Annotated in this window: 19 protein-coding genes; 12 read left to right on the top strand and 7 right to left on the bottom strand. The window is 64.3% G+C overall.

The window, feature by feature from the left end; translation table 11 throughout:
* Positions 1–51: 51 nt before the first annotated feature.
* Entirely contained in the window at positions 52–615 is a 564-nt protein-coding gene (locus B0919_RS04735; RefSeq protein ID WP_176132853.1) for a 2'-5' RNA ligase family protein, read from the top strand.
* Between the two features lie 300 nt (positions 616–915).
* Positions 916–1,902: a hypothetical protein gene (locus tag B0919_RS04730; RefSeq protein WP_078011070.1), complete on the top strand. Its 987-nt coding sequence runs from the start codon at positions 916–918 to the stop codon at positions 1,900–1,902.
* Between the two features lie 86 nt (positions 1,903–1,988).
* On the opposite strand, the gene B0919_RS04725 is transcribed toward B0919_RS04730, so the two are convergent.
* Entirely contained in the window at positions 1,989–2,819 is an 831-nt protein-coding gene (locus tag B0919_RS04725; RefSeq protein WP_078011069.1) for a flagellar motor protein MotB, read from the bottom strand.
* A 204-nt stretch (positions 2,820–3,023) separates the two neighbouring features.
* Here B0919_RS04725 and B0919_RS04720 point away from each other — a divergent pair, with 204 nt between their 5' ends.
* From B0919_RS04720 to B0919_RS04710, 3 genes are all read left to right on the top strand, one after another.
* Positions 3,024–4,778 (top strand): S8 family serine peptidase, encoded by a 1,755-nt coding sequence (locus B0919_RS04720; RefSeq protein WP_078011068.1) that lies wholly within the window; start codon positions 3,024–3,026, stop codon positions 4,776–4,778.
* Positions 4,775–5,497 (top strand): hypothetical protein, encoded by a 723-nt coding sequence (locus B0919_RS04715; protein ID WP_078011067.1) that lies wholly within the window; start codon positions 4,775–4,777, stop codon positions 5,495–5,497. Before B0919_RS04720 ends, B0919_RS04715 begins: the two co-directional genes overlap by 4 nt.
* Positions 5,498–5,634: 137 nt before the next feature.
* On the top strand, positions 5,635–6,240 hold the full coding sequence (locus B0919_RS04710; RefSeq protein ID WP_139361908.1) for a hypothetical protein: 606 nt from the start codon (positions 5,635–5,637) through the stop codon (positions 6,238–6,240).
* A gap of 104 nt (positions 6,241–6,344) precedes the next feature.
* Here the strand turns inward: B0919_RS04710 and B0919_RS04705 are convergent, their stop codons facing one another.
* Positions 6,345–7,700, bottom strand: a complete 1,356-nt coding sequence (locus B0919_RS04705) for a M23 family metallopeptidase (RefSeq protein ID WP_078011065.1) — start codon at positions 7,698–7,700, stop codon at positions 6,345–6,347.
* Between the two features lie 149 nt (positions 7,701–7,849).
* On the opposite strand from B0919_RS04705, the gene B0919_RS04700 reads away from it, so the two are divergent.
* From B0919_RS04700 to B0919_RS04680, 5 genes are all read left to right on the top strand, one after another.
* Positions 7,850–8,509 carry a helix-turn-helix domain-containing protein gene (locus B0919_RS04700; protein ID WP_078011064.1) on the top strand — a complete coding sequence of 220 codons (660 nt, stop codon included), beginning with the start codon at positions 7,850–7,852 and terminating at the stop codon, positions 8,507–8,509.
* A 123-nt stretch (positions 8,510–8,632) separates the two neighbouring features.
* Complete coding sequence (locus tag B0919_RS04695; protein WP_078011063.1) at positions 8,633–9,604, top strand: hypothetical protein; 972 nt, start codon at positions 8,633–8,635, stop codon at positions 9,602–9,604.
* Positions 9,605–9,733: 129 nt separating this feature from the next.
* Positions 9,734–10,585: a hydroxymethylglutaryl-CoA lyase gene (locus B0919_RS04690; RefSeq protein ID WP_078011062.1), complete on the top strand. Its 852-nt coding sequence runs from the start codon at positions 9,734–9,736 to the stop codon at positions 10,583–10,585.
* A 17-nt stretch (positions 10,586–10,602) separates the two neighbouring features.
* Positions 10,603–11,118: a hypothetical protein gene (locus B0919_RS04685; protein WP_078011061.1), complete on the top strand. Its 516-nt coding sequence runs from the start codon at positions 10,603–10,605 to the stop codon at positions 11,116–11,118.
* Positions 11,099–11,836, top strand: coding sequence for a (Fe-S)-binding protein (locus B0919_RS04680; RefSeq protein WP_078011060.1), 738 nt, complete (start codon positions 11,099–11,101; stop codon positions 11,834–11,836). Before B0919_RS04685 ends, B0919_RS04680 begins: the two co-directional genes overlap by 20 nt.
* 121 nt (positions 11,837–11,957) lie before the next feature.
* Here the strand turns inward: B0919_RS04680 and dapA are convergent, their stop codons facing one another.
* On the bottom strand, positions 11,958–12,824 hold the full coding sequence (gene dapA, locus B0919_RS04675) for a 4-hydroxy-tetrahydrodipicolinate synthase (protein ID WP_078011059.1): 867 nt from the start codon (positions 12,822–12,824) through the stop codon (positions 11,958–11,960).
* A 125-nt stretch (positions 12,825–12,949) separates the two neighbouring features.
* Here dapA and B0919_RS04670 point away from each other — a divergent pair, with 125 nt between their 5' ends.
* Positions 12,950–13,891 carry a polysaccharide deacetylase family protein gene (locus B0919_RS04670; RefSeq protein WP_078011058.1) on the top strand — a complete coding sequence of 314 codons (942 nt, stop codon included), beginning with the start codon at positions 12,950–12,952 and terminating at the stop codon, positions 13,889–13,891.
* Positions 13,892–13,960: 69 nt separating this feature from the next.
* Here B0919_RS04670 and B0919_RS04665 read toward each other — a convergent pair whose 3' ends face one another.
* Positions 13,961–14,272 (bottom strand): hypothetical protein, encoded by a 312-nt coding sequence (locus tag B0919_RS04665; protein WP_078011057.1) that lies wholly within the window; start codon positions 14,270–14,272, stop codon positions 13,961–13,963.
* A gap of 6 nt (positions 14,273–14,278) precedes the next feature.
* Positions 14,279–14,659, bottom strand: coding sequence for a rhodanese-like domain-containing protein (locus tag B0919_RS04660; RefSeq protein ID WP_176132852.1), 381 nt, complete (start codon positions 14,657–14,659; stop codon positions 14,279–14,281).
* Positions 14,660–14,943: 284 nt separating this feature from the next.
* Here B0919_RS04660 and B0919_RS04655 point away from each other — a divergent pair, with 284 nt between their 5' ends.
* Positions 14,944–15,345 (top strand): hypothetical protein, encoded by a 402-nt coding sequence (locus B0919_RS04655; protein ID WP_078011055.1) that lies wholly within the window; start codon positions 14,944–14,946, stop codon positions 15,343–15,345.
* A 66-nt stretch (positions 15,346–15,411) separates the two neighbouring features.
* On the opposite strand, the gene ligA is transcribed toward B0919_RS04655, so the two are convergent.
* Together ligA and B0919_RS04645 are read right to left on the bottom strand one after the other, a co-directional pair.
* Complete coding sequence (ligA, locus tag B0919_RS04650; protein WP_078011054.1) at positions 15,412–17,454, bottom strand: NAD-dependent DNA ligase LigA; 2,043 nt, start codon at positions 17,452–17,454, stop codon at positions 15,412–15,414.
* Between the two features lie 282 nt (positions 17,455–17,736).
* Positions 17,737–18,252, bottom strand: a complete 516-nt coding sequence (locus B0919_RS04645; protein WP_078011053.1) for a DUF4920 domain-containing protein — start codon at positions 18,250–18,252, stop codon at positions 17,737–17,739.
* Positions 18,253–18,255: the final 3 nt, after the last annotated feature.

Raw genomic sequence — 18,255 nt, 5'->3', positions numbered from 1 at the left:
CGGAGCATTGCCGGGGAAGCATTTTCCCAACCGTTTGCGTTAGAGTGCAGCGTGAATCCAACCGACGCCCAACCCGCCCTCTACCTGCTGGCTACCCTGCCGTCCGAGCCCGTCTTTGCCGAGGTCTGGGCCCTGAAGCAGGAAGTCCACCGCCTCACCGGCTCGCGCAACGCCGTGCGCCTGCCCCCGCACATCACCCTGATTCCGCCCTTCCGCCTCGTGCCGGCCGATTTCGAGCTGCGCGCCCAAGCCGTATTCGCAGACTTTGCCGCTACGCAGGCACCCGCGGAGGTAAGTCTGCAGGACTTTGCCTGGTTCGACCACCGCACGCTCTTTGTGCATGTGGCCCAGGCCGAAGCGCTAGAGCAGCTGCATGCTGCGCTGGTGGCCCGCTGCCGCGCCGACTTGCCCGAGGTGCCGCACGAAACGCGCCCCTTTACTGCGCACATGACCCTGGCCACCCGCGACCTGCCGCCCGCCCAGGTGCCCGCGCTCAAGCAGGACTTCGCCGCCCGGCGCTACGCCGCTACGTTTCTCGTCACCTCCCTGGTGCTCTTCCGCCACGACGGCCGGCAGTGGCAAGCCCTCCACGAGTTTGCCCTGGCAGGGCACTAATACCAGCGGCTCTGCTGGGAGTGGTAGCAGCTAAGCGGAAGTTGAGGAGTGCAGGTCGATATATCGCGCGGCCCGGATGTCCTTCATGAGGTGAAAAAACACAAACATTAGCTGCACACTACGTTGCTGCCAGCATTTGCTAATGAGGTTTATGCATCTGCATTCAGTGCAAGTGTGCAGGCGTAGTGCAGTTAATAGTAAGTAAAGGCCTAGTCACTCAGCGGCCGGTTTGTTCCTTTTGGGTAGGGGAGTGTGCGGGCATCTTTGTGCCAGTACTCATCCTTTTTCTCACACTACCCTATGAAAAACAAACAAATCAAACTCCGCGTTGCTAGCGCCTTCCTGGCCTTTGGCCTGATGGGCGGCCTGATCAGCTGCTCCAAGCAAGAGGCCGATGTAGCACCCACACCCACTGTCACCACGGCGGATTCGGCCGATGTGCGCGTGGTAGAAGGCCGCTTGGTGTTCAAAGACCAGAGCACCCTCGCCAGCATCCTCAGCACGCTGGCCAGCAAGTCGGATGCCGAGCTGAAGGCCTGGGATACCAACCTGAATTTTACCTCTCTGAACAAGAGCACGAGCAAGGAAGCAGCCGCTCTGCGCGAGGAGTTCGGTTTTCCGCGCCACCTGACGGCGGTAATCAACCCCAACGGCGAATACCAGGTAGGCAACCTCTATTACTACTTCAAGGCCGGCCAGGTACACGAGTTCAAGACCCAGGCCGACATGCTGGCCTTCCAGCAGAACCAGACGGTGGAGCACCGCTCGGCTTTTGCCGGCCGCACCAAAGTGCAGGACACCGAGGCTTCCCGCTCGCAAGCCAACAGCAGCTACGGCCGCGACGGCAAGTACCAGTATGACTTCTGCCTGTGGAACGACTGCGGCTCGCGCCGCAAAATTGTGTTCGAGCGCTACATCTACACCCAAGGGATGGGCGTCGACTACTGGTACACGGCGCTCGTGCTGGCCGTTAAGCTGGAGTTCCGCAACAGCAAAGGCCAGTGGCGCGTGGCCGGCGAGCAGCGCGTGGTGGATCTGGCCATCAGCGGGGATGCCAACTCCATCATCTCCGGCAGCACCCAGCCTTGGTGCAGCAAGCCGTTCAACATCACGGCCTACAACGAAACCAACTACGACCAGGAGTACACCATTGCCGATTGCTACATGGGCGGCGGCAGCGACCCGTCGAGCGTGTACTGGGATTTCTCCATCAGCGGCCGTATCAGCTCCTGGGTGTCTTCCGATCAGGGCCACACCTACACCGAGAACAAGTACGACCTGTGGTAAGCTAGCCGTACGGCAGCCTGCCTGATAAACAAAAAGCCCCCGTACCACAGTGCGGGGGCTTTTTTGCTAAAGCAAGGGGGAGGAGCCTAGTTCTGCTCCAGGATCTGAAACAGCTCGTCGAGCTTGGGCGTGAGGATGATTTCGGTGCGGCGGTTTAGGGCCTTGTTCTGCGGCGAGTCGTTCTGGGCCACTGGCACATACTGCGAGCGGCCCGAGGGCGTCACCTGGCCCGGCGCCATGCCGGCTTCCGTCAGCAGGCGGGTGATTTCGGTGGCGCGCAGCACCGACAGGTCCCAGTTGTCGCGCATGCCGGCCGTGCCCTTGACAATCGGCACGTTGTCGGTGTGGCCTTCCACCAGCACGTTCACGTCCTGGTTGCCCTTCAGGGCCGTGGCCAGCTTGCGTAGCGCCTCTTGCCCGCGCGGGTCCACCTTGGTCGAGCCCGATTTGAACAGCAATTGCTCCGACAAGGACACGTACACCTTGCCGTTTTTCATGTTTACCTGCAGGTCCTGGGCGTTGAAGCCGAGCAGGGCATCGGCCACGCGCTTGCGCAGAGCCTGCACGGCCTGGTCCTTCTCGACCAGCTTGCGCTGCAGCTCGGCCAGGCGCTGCTCCCGGTCCTTCAAGTCGGCCGAGAGCTGGGTGTTCTGGGCTTCGGCGCCGCTCAGATTCTGGTTGAGCCGGTTTACCTGCTGACTACGGGCGGCCAGCCGGCCGCGCAGCTCCTCTTCGGTGCGGGCTTTTTCCTGCTCCAGCGAGCTTTTTTCCACTTGAAGCTGGTCGCGTGATTTGGTCAGCTCGCTGTATTGGGTTTGCAGGGCAGTGTATTTCTTCTGCGATACGCAGCCGGGCGCCAGGGTGCCGGCGGCCAGCAACGAGGCGGCCAGCAGGCCGCGGGAAAAGACGAGGTTCATGGAGGAAAACGTGGGTGAACAAAAGCGCCCCGGCCCCGGCAGGCCCGGCGGTGTGTTTGGGGCCGGTTACGCAGCTCGACAGCGGCGAGTTGTGCCCACCAGCTGCGCCGTCGTTGGGCTGGCTGGCTTTTCCGGCGTATTTTTCGGCACGTTTCCCGCTTCGTCTCCCTAGTGCTACTTCGTCTGCTTTCCGCTGGCCTCCTGATGCTCGCCGCCCTGCCGCGGCCGCTGGCGGATGCCCCGCGTCCTGCCGCGCCGCCGGCCAAGTATTGGGTGTTTCTGCGCGACAAGCACGGCGTGCGCTTCGATGCGGCCACCTACTTTTCGCCCGAAGCTCAGGCCCGCCGCCGCCGCCAGCACCTGCCCGCCGCCGATACTACTGACTTTCCGTTGCGCCCGGATTACCTAGGCCAAGTGCAGGCCGGCGTCGATTCCGTGGCGGGGGTGAGCCGGTGGTTCAACGCCGTGGCCTGCTGGGCCACGCCCGCCCAGGTAGCCGCTCTGCGCCAGCTGCCGGGCGTGAAGTCGGTGGCGCCCATGCCGGCGCGGGCGCAGCAGCCTGCCAGCCGCAGGGCCACGGCGCGGTCAGTAGTAGCCCCGCCCGATAGCACGCCCCGCCTCACTGCCGATGAGCGGCAGCTGGCCCAGCGCCAAACGCGCACCCTTGGCGGCGAAGTACTGCGCCGCCAGGGCCTCGACGGCCGCGGCCTGCGCATTGCCGTGCTCGATGTGGGCTTCACGGGCGCCGATCGGCACCCCGCGCTGGCGCACTTGCTGCGCGAAAAACGCGTGGTGGCCACCCAGGACTTCATGCGCCACCGCCCCGAGGTGTTTCGCGGCGGCTCGCACGGCACCGAAGTGCTGGCCTGCCTGGCCGGCCGCCTCACCGATGGCACGCCGCTGGGCTTGGCCCCACAGGCCGAATACCTGCTGGCCCGTACCGAACTGCTGGCCCGTGAAACCTACGGCGAGGAGGAAGCCTGGCTGGCCGCCGCTGAGTGGGCCGACCGCCTCGGCGCCGACATCATCAACTCTTCCCTGGGCTACACCGACACGCGCTACTTCCGCGAGCAGATGGACGGCCGCACCAGCCTGGTGGCCCGGGCCGCAAACATGGCCGCCGGCAAGGGCCTGCTGGTGGTGTGCGCCGCCGGCAACGACGGCGACGACGAGCGGTGGCGCATCATCGGTACGCCCGCCGATGCCGATTCGGTGCTGGCCGTGGGGGCCCTCGACCCCGACACCTGGCTGACGGCCGACTTCAGCTCCTGCGGCCCGGCGGTGGGCGGAAGGCGCAAGCCCAATGTGACGGCCTTCGGGGTGGTGATGACGGCCACGCCCGGCGGCGATGTGCAGGAACTGGAAGGCACCTCGTTTGCCAGCCCGCTGGTAGCGGGCCTGGCCGCCTGCGTGTGGCAGCAGCGCCGGGAGCTGAAGGCCATGGAGCTGTTTCGCCTGCTCGAAAGCTCGGCCACGCTCTATCCGTATTACGACTACGCCCATGGCTACGGGCTGCCCCAGGCCGGCCGCTGCCTGCAGCCGGCCTCAGCGCCCGCGCCCACGCTGGATATCATACCCGGCGAGGCGGCAGTGCAGGTAGTTATTCGGCCCGAAGCCACGCTGGCGCTGCGGCCGCTGCCACTGTTCACCGATTCGGTAGGAGCGGTAGGTGCGCTGGCGGGCTCGAGCCGCACGCCGCCGCCGGTGCCGCGGCCCGGCCGGGAGAAAACCCTCGCCAACCGCCCCGGCAACGGCGAGCCGAACAGCGTACCCCTGCCACTGCCGTACCCCGATTACTGCTACTGGCACCTGGCCGACGCCCGCGGCCGCCTGCGCCGCTACGAGGTACTGGAAGTGTCGCAGCGGGCGGTGCTGCGCCTGCCCGCGGGCAGCTGGAGCCCCGGCGACGTGCTGCGGGTGCACTACCGCGGCTACACCACTGAACAGAAGCTGCCATGAAACACGCCCTGTTGTCGTCGCTGCTGATGGCCGCCTTGCTGGTCGGTGCCGTCCCGGCCCAGGCCCAGCGCCCCCTGCTCAGCACCGAAGTAGCCGCCGATACCGCGCGGCAGAACTACGGTCCGCACCGCCGGCATTTTCGGCACCTGTACGGCGGCTGGCTGCCCGTGCTCGGGCAGCCAGCGCACCCCGGCGCGGAGTTACGCTCCTGGGCCTCTTCGGAAGTGCAGCTTGGCCTGCGCGAAAAGCTGCAGCTCACGCCGCTGTTTGCCATAGGAGCCGATGTGCGCTACGTGCGGCTGCAGTACGCGCTCCGGCAGAACGAAGCCAAGGTGTTGCCCACCGCTACCCTGCACAAAAGCGAGTCGCTGGTGCTGCACCGCCTCGATCTGGAAGGCTGGGCCCGGCTGCGCTTCGACCGGCGGGGCAACACCGTGGGCCGCTACCTCGACCTGTCTGGCTGGGGCGGCTGGGTAGCCGGCACTGCCCACCACACCGACGACGAACCCGCAGGCGGAACTGCCCGGCGCCAGAAAACCACCGAAACCGGCCTGGCCTACTGCCGGCGCTGGCAATACGGGGTGGGCGCGCGGCTGGGCAGTCAGCGTTTTGCCCTGTCTGGCCGCTACCGTCTCAGCGACACGTTCCGGGGGCCGCTGGCTGCTACGTATCCCGAACCGCCTCGCTGGGTACTCGGGCTGGAAATCGGCTTGCTCTAAGTGCGTAAGCGCAACTGTTACGGCCGCCTTGCGTACGGGCCAACATGCAGCCATTTGGTACAAAATTCGCGGCTAACTACACCGTCAGCCCGCTTTTTTCGTACCTAGGCTTACTTTCCTGCTGATTCTCCTCCCCAATGAAACACATATTGCTCCCCGCTGCGCTGCTGCTGCTGCTGGCCCAGTCGTCGTGCGTGACGACGGACCGCGAAGTAGGCACGTCCAATAACCCGGAGAAGGTATACACCCCCAAACCCGAAGCCGACCGCAGCCGCCTCACCAGCCGCACCGTGCTGCGCACCGTGCAAACCCAACACGCCTTTTCAGACCGCGGTAGCAAGGACCGCTTTGTTCTGTTGCTGCAAGGCCCGAAAATCATCGACGCCAACGCCCGTTTCCTAATCATCTCGGCCAAAGGCGACACCCTGCGCAACGAAGTCATTCCGGCCAAGGCCCTTATTGACGAGCGCGCCCTGCAGGACGACCCGCAGGCCGCTTCCGTGCGGGGCCGCGAGCTGGCCATTTTGCAGGGCATGAATAAGTTTTTCGCCGAGGATAAATTCACGTCCCCCGCTATTCCGCGCACTGTCACCGCGCCGCCCGAGGGCAGCGACGCCACCGGCTGGAGCGCCGTGCAGGCCGACAACCGCGCCGTGGGCTTCGACTACGTGGATGCCTCGGGCCGCGAAAAACGCATTGCCTTTGCCAAAAAGCTGAACAAAGCCGTCGTCGTGGCGGATTAGAGTTGAATGGCCGACCAGTCGGCCCCAGCCCAACAAAAAAGGCGGCTCCCACGTGGGAGCCGCCTTTTTTGTTGGCTCCTCAAAGCCAAATAAGTTTGCTCTAATTACCCCATCCGCAGCCAGCCCACGCGCCCTGCCGCGTTGCGCACCAGGCGGTAGCCGCTCCATTCGCCGAGCACTGCCACGCGGGTGTTGGCCGGCAGCGTATCCAGCGGGGCCGCCGAAGCCGCGGGCGAGCTAAGCAGATCGGCGGTAGTGGCCAGGGCCTCGCGGCGCATAGCTTCCGAGGCCACGGCCTTGGCGGGCACGTAGCCGAGCTTGCCGCTCGGGGCCTGCACGCGGAGCCACTCGGCAGTGGCACCTACTACCAGCAGCGGCGTGTTCTTGGGCAGCGCGGCGGTGCGCTGCTTGTGGTCGGTGGGAGCGGCCTGCAGCGCGGTGCGGGCGCCCGTCAGGCGCACCCACTCGCCGAGGCGCTCCGCCGGCGTGCGCGGTGCAGCCGGCTCCTTATCGGCGCGGCGCACGAAAGGAAATGGGTCGACAGCCCCGCCCGTGCGGTAAATGCCAAAGTGCAGGTGGGCGGGCGTGGTGCGGGCGTTGCCGGTATTGCCCACCAGGCCCAGCGTATCCCCGATGTGCACGAGCTGGCCGGGCTGCACGAGCTGCTTGGAAAGGTGCGCGTAGTAGAGGTGCTGGTGGTGCGTGGCATCGGCCAGCCACACTACCAAACCGCCCCGGGGCGTATCGCCCACGCGGGTAATCATGCCCGGCGCGGCAGCCACCACCGGCGTGCCTTTCTTGGCAAAGATGTCAACACCCTCGTGGCGGCGGGCGCCGTTGTCGCGGTCGGCTCCCCAGAAGGAGCCGGCGGCCGCGTCGCTTTTGCCCTGCACCGGAAAAGCGAGGGAAGGCGCCCGCTGAATGCGAATGGTAAAGCGGGCCGTGCGCAGCAGCTCGGGCTGCACGCGCAGTAGGTGCTGTCGGTCGTCCTCGGCCACGTAGCTGAAGCTGCGGGCGGTGGTGTCGGCTGAGGCCAAGGGGCGCAGGCGGGCGTTGCTCGGGTCCAACTCAAAGGCGTCGAGAAACACGTGTACGTCGGCGGTAGCCGGTTCCACGGTCAGCGTAATGTTGATTTTCTCGCCCTGCCGCACGGCGTAGCGGTAAGAAGCGGCGAAGGCCTGCTCGGCCCGGAAGATGCCCGTCTCGCGGAAGGGCAGCGTCACCACCAGCGAATCCCGCAGGGCGCGGTCGGCCGCGGTGAGCCAGTCGCGGCCCAGCGCCGTCTCGTCCAGGCCCGACTGCCGGAGCTTGCGGGCGTAGGCTTCGTGCGGGGTGCGGGGCTGGCTGAAAATGCCCTGCAGCGTTTGCTGCTTGCCGCAGGAAAACAGGAAGAAGGAACCGATAAAACAAGCAAAAAGCCAGCCCAGCGGCCGGCACGTCGTCAGAAGGCGCATGGTCATACCCAGGCAGAACACCAAGGCGAAGCGCAGGGTTCGTTCCGGCCGGCTTCTGCGCCGGGGTGCAGATCAGCCCTCAGTTCCGCCCCGAATGTGGGTGCGTGTGCGGCAGAAGCTGTATCATTGGCGGTTTATCGTGCTATTCTTCCGCTATGTTTTCGGCCGCTCGTATTCTGGCTATCCGCAAAAGCAAAGGCTTATCACAGGAACTGCTGGCCGAGCAATCGGGCCTCAGCCTGCGCACCATTCAGCGCGTGGAGCAGGGCGACACCGTACCGCGCGGGCACACCCTGCATGCTTTGGCCGGTGCTTTGGGCGTCACCCTCGATGATTTCCGTCCAGAGCCTGCCCCGGCTTCGCCCTTGCCGGCGGATGGGCCCACGGTAACGGTGCGCGTAGACGTGTCCCTACCAGCCGAGGCAACCACTGCGCCGCCAACGGCCGGGCTGCGGGCCGATCCGCAATTTCTGCAGTTGCTCAACCTCAGCGCGCTGAGCCTGCTGGTGTTGCCGCTGCTCAATATTGTGGTGCCGCTGCTGCTCTGGCGGGCCCGTCGCCACGATACCGAGCACGTGGCGGAAGTGGGCCGGCGCGTGGTTGGTTTTCAGGTGCTGTGGCAGGTGGTCAGCTTCTTTGGCTACCTGCTGCTGGTGCTCGGGCACTGGGTGGCGGCGCGGTATTTTCAGGTGGTGGTGCCGGGCACTTACCTCGCCTGGACGGTCATTTCCTACGTCTTCAATGTAGTGACGGTGCTCCGCAATGCCCGCCGGTTGCGGCAGGGGAGCCTGGACATCTACCCGGTTAGGCTGTGATTTTAGAATTGATTATTAAGTGGTTGTATTTGGCGTCGCGCAAATGGCGGCAAAATGACGCAAGGCCGTAGGAGGGAAGCCCGCTACGTTTGGTGCATCAATCAGCCCCCTGTTACCTCCCTTATGAAAATGCTCCGCAACATCCTGCTTATCCTGTTAGCCTTGCTTGTAGTAAGCGCCGTCGGCGGCTACTTCTTCATGAAGCAGAAGTTTACCCCCGCCCCAAGTGAAGTTACCGTAACCGGCCTCCCGGTCAGCGGCGACCTGCGCTGGTACGCCGATACGGTGTGGCGGCCGGCGGTGCCACACGCCGCGCTGCTCGTGCCCGTGACGGTGCCGGGCTACCCGCGTACCTGCTACCTGCAGTTCGATACCGGCTCGCCGTACACCCGGCTGTATTCCCGTCCGCTGACAGCCCTCGTTGCCGCCTATCCCGCGCTACAGTCGGCGCTGCAAGTCAAAGACAATTACGTTCAGAACTTCCAGTGCACGCTGGGCAGCGGGCAGCTGACGCTGGGCCGCATCAAGGTGCTGGAGCACGGCGCCAGCGCGCTGCCTGCCGACAGCAGCGCGTTCATCATCGGGACGCTCGGCACCGATGTGCTGGAGGGCCGCGTGCTGGTGCTGGATTATGCCCAGCGTCGGTTCACGCTTGATACGCACGTCGCCGAAGGCCTCACGCGCCGGGCTGCGTTTGCGCCCCTGGCCTTCGACAACCGTCGGGTGATAGTGAATGCGGACCTGGAAGGCCATACCAAGCAGTTGCTGTTTGACTCTGGCTCCAGTGCGTACGCCCTGCTCACCAACAAAGACAACTGGCAAAAACTGGCCGTGCCCCAAGCGCCGGAGCACACTTCCGGCAGCAACTACCTGGGCAAGAAGCTAGTGGTGCACACCGTGCCTACGGCCGCGCAGCTCCGCTTTGGCGCCGCTGACGTTCCGCTGCGCACCGTCACCTACGTGGAGGGCATTACGATGGCGGAAGAAATGATGATGCGCTTTTCGGGCATGGAAGGTATGCTCGGCAACGAGCCTTTTGCCACCAGTACGCTGATCCTCGACGTGCAGAGAGGACGCTTCGGGCTGGTGCGCTAAGCTGCTTTTCGCCGCAACAGGGCCGAACCGAGCGGCTTGCCGAATCGGCCGAAACCAGCGGCGGTAGGGAGCGGGAAGCAGGGGTTATCGGCCGCGCCGTTACCTTTACGGCCCGTCCCCTTCCTGCCCATGAAACTCATCGAATGCCCCCGCGACGCCATGCAAGGCTGGCCGGACTTCATCCCCACTGACACCAAAACCGCTTACCTCAACCAGTTGCTGCGCGTCGGCTTCGATACGCTCGACTTCGGCTCGTTCGTCTCGCCCAAGGCCATTCCGCAGCTGCGCGACACGGCCGAGGTGCTGGCCGGCCTCGACCTGAGCCGCACCACGACCAAGCTGCTGGCCATCGTGGCCAACCTGCGCGGAGCCGAAACGGCCGTGGGCTACCCCGAAATCCAGTACCTGGGCTTCCCGCTGTCGGTGTCCGAAACCTTTCAGCAGCGCAACACCAATAAGAGCATTGCCGAAGCGCTGGCTGAAGTCGCCCAGATGCAGAACCTGTGCGCGCAACGCGGCAAAGAGCTGGTGGTGTATCTCTCCATGGGCTTCGGCAACCCATACGGCGACCCGTGGAACCCCGAGGTGCTCGGCGAGTTCACCCAGCGGCTCGACGCGCTGGGCGTGCGCATCGTGGCCCTGTCCGATACCATCGGCGCCTCGACGCCCGAAACCATCGCGCCGCCCTTCCGCGAGCTGACGGCCGCTTTCCCGCACATCGAGTTCGGCGCCCACCTGCACACCACGCCCCAGAGCTGGCGCGAGAAGGTGGAAGCGGCCTACGCCGCCGGTTGCCGCCGCTTCGACGGCGCTTTGGGCGGCATCGGCGGCTGCCCCATGGCCGCCGACGAGCTTACCGGCAACATGGCCACCGAGCACCTGGTGCAGTACCTGCAGGAGCAGGGCGTGCCCACGGGCCTGGATATGAGCGCGCTCGGCGAGGCCCAACGGCTGAGCCAGCAGGTATTTGCAAGCCACTAACCTGACCAGCTGTCGACGTGACCAATGACCAACGGCGGCGGTGGGTGCTGATCATGTTGCTGCTGATTCTGGGGTACGCCACCGTGCTGCTGGGCTACCGGGGCCGCCGCACGCCCGATGAGTTGCAGCAGGCAATGGGGCGCGTTGAGCAGGTCAGCTTTGAGCCGCAGGGGCGCAGCCGCAAAGTAATACTACAGCTACGGTTGGAAGGTGTGCCCTACGTGTTGAGCGGTTATCTGGGGCCGGAGTCGTCATTCCCGCCCAGCCGGCAGGCCAGTCTGGCGCAGCAGTTGCGGACGGCTGCCCGGGTCTTCGCCCGTTTTGATGTTGATCCGGCCGCCTCAGAAGTCGTTATTTACCAGCTAACGGCCGATGGGCAGGAGCTTATCCAGCTTCGGCACTCTACCTTACAGAATCAAATCGGCAGTCTTGTCTCGTTTGTTCTTCTCGTGATTTTCGCGTACGCCGGTCGCAAACAGCTGTTTGCCCGGCCGATGCCCAAGCCCCTTCGCCATGCCCGCCGCCCTCGTTGACCTCTTCGTGCCCTGCTTTGTCGATCAGCTGTTCCCTGACACCGCCATGAATATGGTGAAGGTGTTGGAATCCGTCGGCTGCCAGGTAAACTACAACCCCGCGCAAACCTGCTGCGGCCAGCCCGCCTACAACGCCGGCTACCGCCAGGAAAGCCAGCAGGTGGCCGAGAAGTTTCTCACCGATTTTGCCGGCCCCGCCGAGCGCTACGTGGTGGGCCCTTCGGCCTCGTGCGTGGGCATGGTGCGCAACCACTACGGCGAGCTGCTGGCCGATTCGCCGCGCTGCAACGAGTTTCCGGCCCTGCAGCGCCGGGTGTTCGAATTCACCGAATTCCTGGTGGGCGTGCTCGGCGTCACCAGCATCCCAAAGGCGCAGCTGGCGGGCAAGTACACCTACCACGACTCCTGCTCGGCCCTGCGCGAGTGCCACATCCGCGAGGAGCCGCGCCAGCTGCTCGACGCCGTAACGGGCCTGGAGCGCCTGGAAATGGCCGAAACCGAAACCTGCTGCGGCTTCGGCGGCACCTTCGCCGTGAAGTTCGAGCCGATTTCGGTGGCCATGGCTCAGCAGAAAGTAGAGCACGCGCTGGCCACCGGCGCGCAGTACGTGGTAAGCACCGACACGAGCTGCCTGATGCACCTGGACGCCTACATCCGCAAGGAAAAGCTGCCGCTACGCACGCTGCACGTGGCCGACGTGTTGGCCAGCGGCTGGTAAGGATTGTTATCCTGTCATCCTGAGCAACGCGAAGGACCTTCCCTCGCCGGAACGACTGTCGTAACAACGACTCGTTTGGTAGAGAGAAGGTCCTTGGCGTTGCTCAGGATGATGAAGCAGGCTACAGCAACGCCTTGATGCGCGCTTTCAGCCCTTCCGAAGCCTCCAGCAGCGGCAGGCGCACGGCGCCGGGAATTACTTCCAGCAGCTCCAGCGCGACTTTCACGCCCACGGGGTTGGCCTCTTCGTACATCAGCGGGTTCAGCGGCAACAGTTCAAACAGCAGCTTCGAAGCCGCGGCGTAGTCGCCGGCCAGGGCGTGGCGGGTCATGTCGGAGAACTTGCGCGGGAAGGCGTTGGCCAGTACCGAGATGATGCCCACGCCGCCGAAGCTGATGAGCGGGGTGGTGAGCATGTCGTCGCCGGAGATGAGCAGAAAGTCGGTGGGCTTGCCGGCGGCAATCTGCATGCATTGCTCCACGTTGCCGCTGGCTTCCTTCGTGCCGATGATGTTCGGATGTTGGGCCAGCGTGAGGGTGGTTTCGGCGCTGATGTTGGAGGCCGTGCGGCCGGGCACGTTGTAGAGCAGCACCGGCACCGGGGCCGCGTCGGCCAGGCGTTGGTAGTGGGCCACGATGCCGCGCTGCGTGGGCTTGTTGTAGTAAGGCGAGGCCGACAGAATGGCCGTAATGCCTTCCAGATCGGTGCTGCGGATGGTGCGCTCCACGGCGGCCGTGTCGTTGCCCCCGATGCCGTAGACCAGCGGCACGCGGCCGGCTACGTGTTCTTTGGCCACGCGCAGAATCTCTGCTTTTTCCTCCGTGGTCGTGGTCGGCGACTCGGCCGTGGTGCCGTTGATGACGATGTATTCCACGCCGCCGTCGATGACAAAATCGAGCAAACGCCGCAGGGCAGCGTAATCAACGGAGAAATCGGTGGGGGAGAAGGGCGTAACCAACGCTACGCCGGTGCCGTGAAGTTTGTGCATGAGGGGCCGAATCCGTTAGTTTTGTGGGAAGAACCGGCCGCGCGAAGGTACGAAAGCGTCAGGCTTTGGCCGGTTCCTTGGCTCGATTTCCTCCTTTCAGGCCGCGTTGGCCGCCTCTTCCCCGCATGTCGCATCGTTTTTCCTCTTTTCTGCTAGGCACCGCCGCTCTAGCCGCCGGCCTCGCCGTGTCGTCCTGCAACACTGAAAAGGCTTCGGCTACCGAAGCTGAAAACCCGGCTGCCGCGGCCGAAGCCATGTCGGGCGCCGCTGCCACGGCCGCCGAGGAAAAAGCCGCCACGCCCGCCGACGTCACCACCACGGCTCCCGACCCGAGCAGCATCCCGGCTTCGGCCGTAGGCAATGCCGCCGCCATCCTGGCCCGTCCGCAGGTGCCCATCCTGTGCTACCACCAGATCCGCGACTGGCGCGCCAAGGACTCCAAGGGTGCTAAGGACTACATTGTGCCGGTGGAGCAGTTCAAGGCCCAGATCAAGATGCTGGCCGACTCGGGTTACCACACCATTCTGCCCGACCAGCTCTACGCCTACCTGACCACCGGCGCCAAGCTGCCCTCAAAGCCGGTGATGCTCACCTTCGACGACACCGACCTCGACCAGTTCACCGTGGCCAAGCCCACGCTGGACAAGTACGGCTACAAGGCGGTGTACTTCGTGATGACCGTGTCCTTGGGCCGCCCGAACTACATGAGCAAGGCGCAGGTGAAGCAGCTCTCCGACGAGGGCAACATCATCGGCTCGCACACCTGGGACCACCACAATGTGAAGAAATACCAGGGCAAGGACTGGGAAACGCAGATCGAGAAGCCCACCAAAACGCTGGAAGAAATTACCGGCAAGAAAATCAACTACTTCGCTTACCCCTTCGGCCTGTGGAACCCCGAGGCCATTCCGGAGCTGAAGAAGCGCGGCATGGTGGCCGCCTTCGTGCTGGCCGAGAAGCGTGACCAGCAGGACCCGCTGTTTACCATCCGCCGCATCATCGCCTCCGGCTACTGGAGCCCCAAGACCCTGCACAACAGCATCGTCAACAGCTTCGACGGCAAATAGGGCCGATTGACTTAAAACGGAAAAGCCCCGGCTGCACGCGCAGCCGGGGCTTTTTTGATGAGCGGAAATTTAGTTGAGCAGAAAACCGGTGGGCTGGCTTTGCAGATGCGCCAGCACCTGGTCGCGCACCGCGTCCTGCTCAAAAGCCAGCGACACATCCCAGTTGTCGGCTTGCAGGGTGGCTTCGGAGCCCAGCAGACAGAAATCGGCGGCGTAGCCGTCGAGCATGGGCGCAATGCGGGGCAATTCGAATCCGTAAGTCGAGGCTAAGTAAGCTAGCAACGGCTTGAACACGTGGTAGTGATACGCCGCGGGCGGGGTAATGCTGATGCACGCCCACTGATTGCCGACCCAGCGACCGGGCGAGAAGCGGATTTCCATGCAGGCTTACTCCGCCGTCAGGCCCCCGGCCTTCAGCGCTTCGAAGCCACCGGCGTTGAAGAGTTGTTTGAAGCCTTTCTGCTGCATCAAGGCAATGGCCTGGGAAGAGCGGTTGCCGGACTTGCAGTAGAGCACGTAGGTGGCGCCGGGGTCGAGCTTGGCGACCTGGTCGGCAAAATCCGTGGACAGGAAATTCACGTTGCGGGCGCCCCGCAGGTGGCCGGCGGCAAACTCGGTGGGCGTGCGCACGTCGAGCAGGACAACGCCGGGCTTGGTCAGCAGCTGTTGGGTTTGCTGAGGCGTCGCAGTAGGAGCTGTTTGGGCATGCGCCGACGCTACGCTCGTGGCAAGGGCCAGGCCGCACAAGAAGGGTAGAAGCTGTTTCATCGCTACGCTGAAAAGTCTGGTGACGCGCTGGCAAGGTAAACAACGCGCGCCGGCCATAACGTGCCGGGCTAGGTTAAAATTATTGCACGCCCTGGCAGGCGCGGAAGGGTCAAGGCCTTAGCACCCTATGGTTTAACCAGGCAGGCAATACTATTTCAATATAGGATAAATTTTATCTGCTTGAATATTAATGATAAACGAGTTAGTGGAGGTGGCAAGTATTTGATAAACAAGCGGGAAGGCTACATTGGCAACTGTCATTAACCCTTCATTTTTTAAGCCTTATGAAACAGTTGCTGAAGTTTTTCACCCTCGCTGCTGCCCTGGCGGTCGGCAGCGCCTCTTCGGCCGTGCCGCTGAGCGGTACCAGATCCGAAGTGAGCATGCGCCGCTCCTACATCGATTACCAGGAAGGCTACGCCAACGGCAAGCGCGAAACCGAACAGAACAAGTGCATCGATGGTGACCTTTTTGTGGAAAGGTATTGGTACTACCGTGGACACATCGAATCATCCTTCAACTACCCGATGACGGATGAGCAACGGGATTACTGGAACGGCTACCTCGACGGCATGGCCGAGGGCTACAACACGCCTGTGTATTGCAGTGGGCCAGGTGGCGGCGGTACCGGTGGCGGTGGTACGGGCGGTGGCGGTGGCACCGACAACCCCGACTTGGGCGGTTGATTTTGGCAAATAAAAAGCCCGGCTGCGCGCAGCCGGGCTTTTTGTGGTCTAGGCTAGACGTGAGACTTACAGCCCGCCGTCCGATACCATGGCCAGCAGGTCCGTCTCGCCGATGATGGGCACGTTCAGGGCCGTGGCCTTTTCGCGTTTGGCCGGGCCCATCTTGTCGCCGGCCACCAAGTAGCTCAGCTTCTTGCTGATGGAGCCCGTGACCTTGCCGCCGTTGCGCACGATGACCTGCTCCAGCTCCTCCCGGGAGTGCTGCTCGAACACGCCCGATAACACGAACGTGAGCCCATTGAGCCGGTCGCTGAGCGGCTGCGGCGCCTCGCCTACTAACTCCATCTGCACGCCGGCGGCTTTCAGGCGCTCCACCAGCTGGCGGTTGGCGGCGTCCTGAGCCCAGGCGGCCACGCTTTCAGCAATGACGCCGCCCACTTCGGGTACGGCGGCCAGCTCTTCCACCGAGGCATTGAGGATGGGGTCGATGCGGCGGTAGTGTGCGGCCAGCTTTTCGGCCACCGTCTCGCCCACGTAGCGGATGCCCAGGCCGAAGAGCACCCGGTCGAAGGCCACTTCCTTGCTCTGCTCCAGGCCGGCAAACATGCGCTGCACCGATTTCTCGCCCAGGCGCTCCAGGTTCACCAGCTCGTCGCGGCGCTGGGGCAGGTCGTAGAGGTCGGCCGCGTCGCGCACCAGGCCCAGGTCGAAGAAGCGGCCCACGGTTTCGGCGCCGAGGCCGTCAATGTTCAGGGCCTTGCGCGAGACGTAGTGCTCCAGCTTGCTTTTGAGCTGGGGCGCGCAGCCCCGCTCGTTGGGGCAGCGGTAGTGGGCCTCGCCCTCGGGGCGCACCAGCGGGGTGCCGCAGGCCGGGCAGTTGGTAGGGTATACAATCGGGACGGCATCGGCGGGGCGGGCCAGCAGGTCGACGCCGGTGATTTTGGGAATGATTTCGCCGCCCTTTTCCACGAATACCATGTCGCCCAGGCGCAAATCCAGCGCGGCAATCTGGTTGGCGTTGTGCACCGAGGCACGCTTGACAACGGTGCCGGCCAGCGGCACGGGGTCGAGCAGGGCCACGGGCGTCACGGCGCCGGTGCGGCCCACCTGGTAGATGATTTCGTTGAGGCGGGTGCGGCCGGCTTCGGCGGGGTACTTGTAGGCAATGGCCCAGCGCGGGCTCTTGGCCGTGAAGCCCAGCAGCTCCTGCTGGCGTAGGTCATCCACCTTAATCACGATGCCGTCGGTGGCCACGGGCAGCTCGAAACGGCGCTTTTCCCAATAGTGGATGAACTCCAGCACGCCCTCGATGGATGAGGCCTTGCGCCAGGTGTCCGATACGGGCAAGCCCCAGGTTTTCAGCGCTTCCAGGGTGGCGCTGTGGGTGGGGAAGTCGCGGCGGGGGCTGAGGTAGCTGTAGGCGTAGAAGCGCAGGCGGCGGGCGGCCACCATGGCCGAGTCCTGCAGCTTGAGGGTGCCCGAGGCGGCGTTGCGCGGGTTGGCCAGCAGCGGCTCGCCGTTTTGCTCCCGCTCGGCGTTCAGGTCGTTGAACACGCCCAGCGGCATGAATATCTCGCCGCGCACCTCGAAGTCGGCCGGAATGGCGGGGGCGTCCTGATTGGTGCGCAAAGACAGCGGCAAGGTCTTGATGGTGCGTACGTTGCTGGTGACCACGTCGCCGCGGGTGCCGTCGCCGCGGGTCACGCCCTGGGTGAGCTGGCCGTTTTCGTAGCGCAAGGACATGGCCACGCCGTCGAACTTCAGCTCGCAGACGTACTCGTACCCGGCGCCTTCCAGGCCGCGCTGCACCCGCTCGTCGAATTCGCGCAAGTCGGCTTCGGAGTAGGTATTGGCCAAGCTGAGCATCGGAAAGCGGTGCTCCTGCGTCGGAAACTGCTTGGTGACGGTGCCGCCCACGCGCTGGGTGGGGGAGTTGAGCTGGGCGTACTCGGGGTACTGCCGCTCCAACTCCTGCAGCTCGCGCAGCATGGCGTCGAACTCCTGGTCCGACACCTCCGACACGTCGTTCTGGTAATACTGGTGGTTGAGGTAGTGTAGGCGCTCGGTCAGGGCGCGGATTTTATCCTGGACGGCAAATAAGTCGGTCATGGAAGGCAGGGCGGGAAAAGGCCGGCGTCGGTGCGACGGGGAAGCAACCCCATCCGGCTGGCTAAAAATACTAGCCGGCGGCAATTGCCCGAAGTGTGAGCTGGATGCCGGAGGGCAAGCGGCTGCCAATCAGTGCAAAAGAAGCTTGATGGCTCTGGCTCCTACAGCCGATGGATTGGGGTAAAAACAGCAGTGCCACGGCTCAAAGCCGTGGCACTGCTACGCTGGACGACAAGCGTCCGCACAATCCGTGCAATCCGACTAATCCGTCTAAATCCGTGATTAGTCCTTAATGAGCACGCCGTCGGCCATAAAGTTGACCTGCTGCTCGGGCTGGGTGATGGCGGCCACTTCCTTCTCCGACTTGCCGGCGTCCTTGGCGTAGTGCTGCAGGTCGGCCACGGGCACTTCCTCGCGGTGGGCCCAGCCGTCCACGACGACCGTTTTGCCCTTCACGTCCTTGGGCACGAAGAAGGCGTAATCCTTAAAGCGTACCCGCATTTCCTTGCCGTCGGCGGTCTGCATCTTCATCCAGCAGCCCTTGGCCTGGCACACGTCGGTGATTTGCCCGACGAGCTTCACCTTGGCCGAATCCTGTGTGCCAAGGGTCGTAGCCAGCGCCGACATGGGCTGGGCACCGTCCTCGGTTACGGCCGCGCCGTAGGTTTGGCCGCCCGCAGGGGCAGGGGCCTTTTCGGCAGCGGGTGTGGCCGCGGCGGCGGTTTCAGTACCGGCCTGCTGCTGGCAGGCAGTCAGCAGCGCTACGGCGGCCGTGAGGGCAAGTAAAGAGCGTTTCATGCG

The organism is Hymenobacter sp. CRA2, assembly GCF_002007105.1.
Classification (GTDB): Bacteria; Bacteroidota; Bacteroidia; order Cytophagales; family Hymenobacteraceae; genus Solirubrum.
Note: the sequence above shows the minus strand (reverse complement) of the source record. Positions and strands in the feature narration are given on the sequence as shown.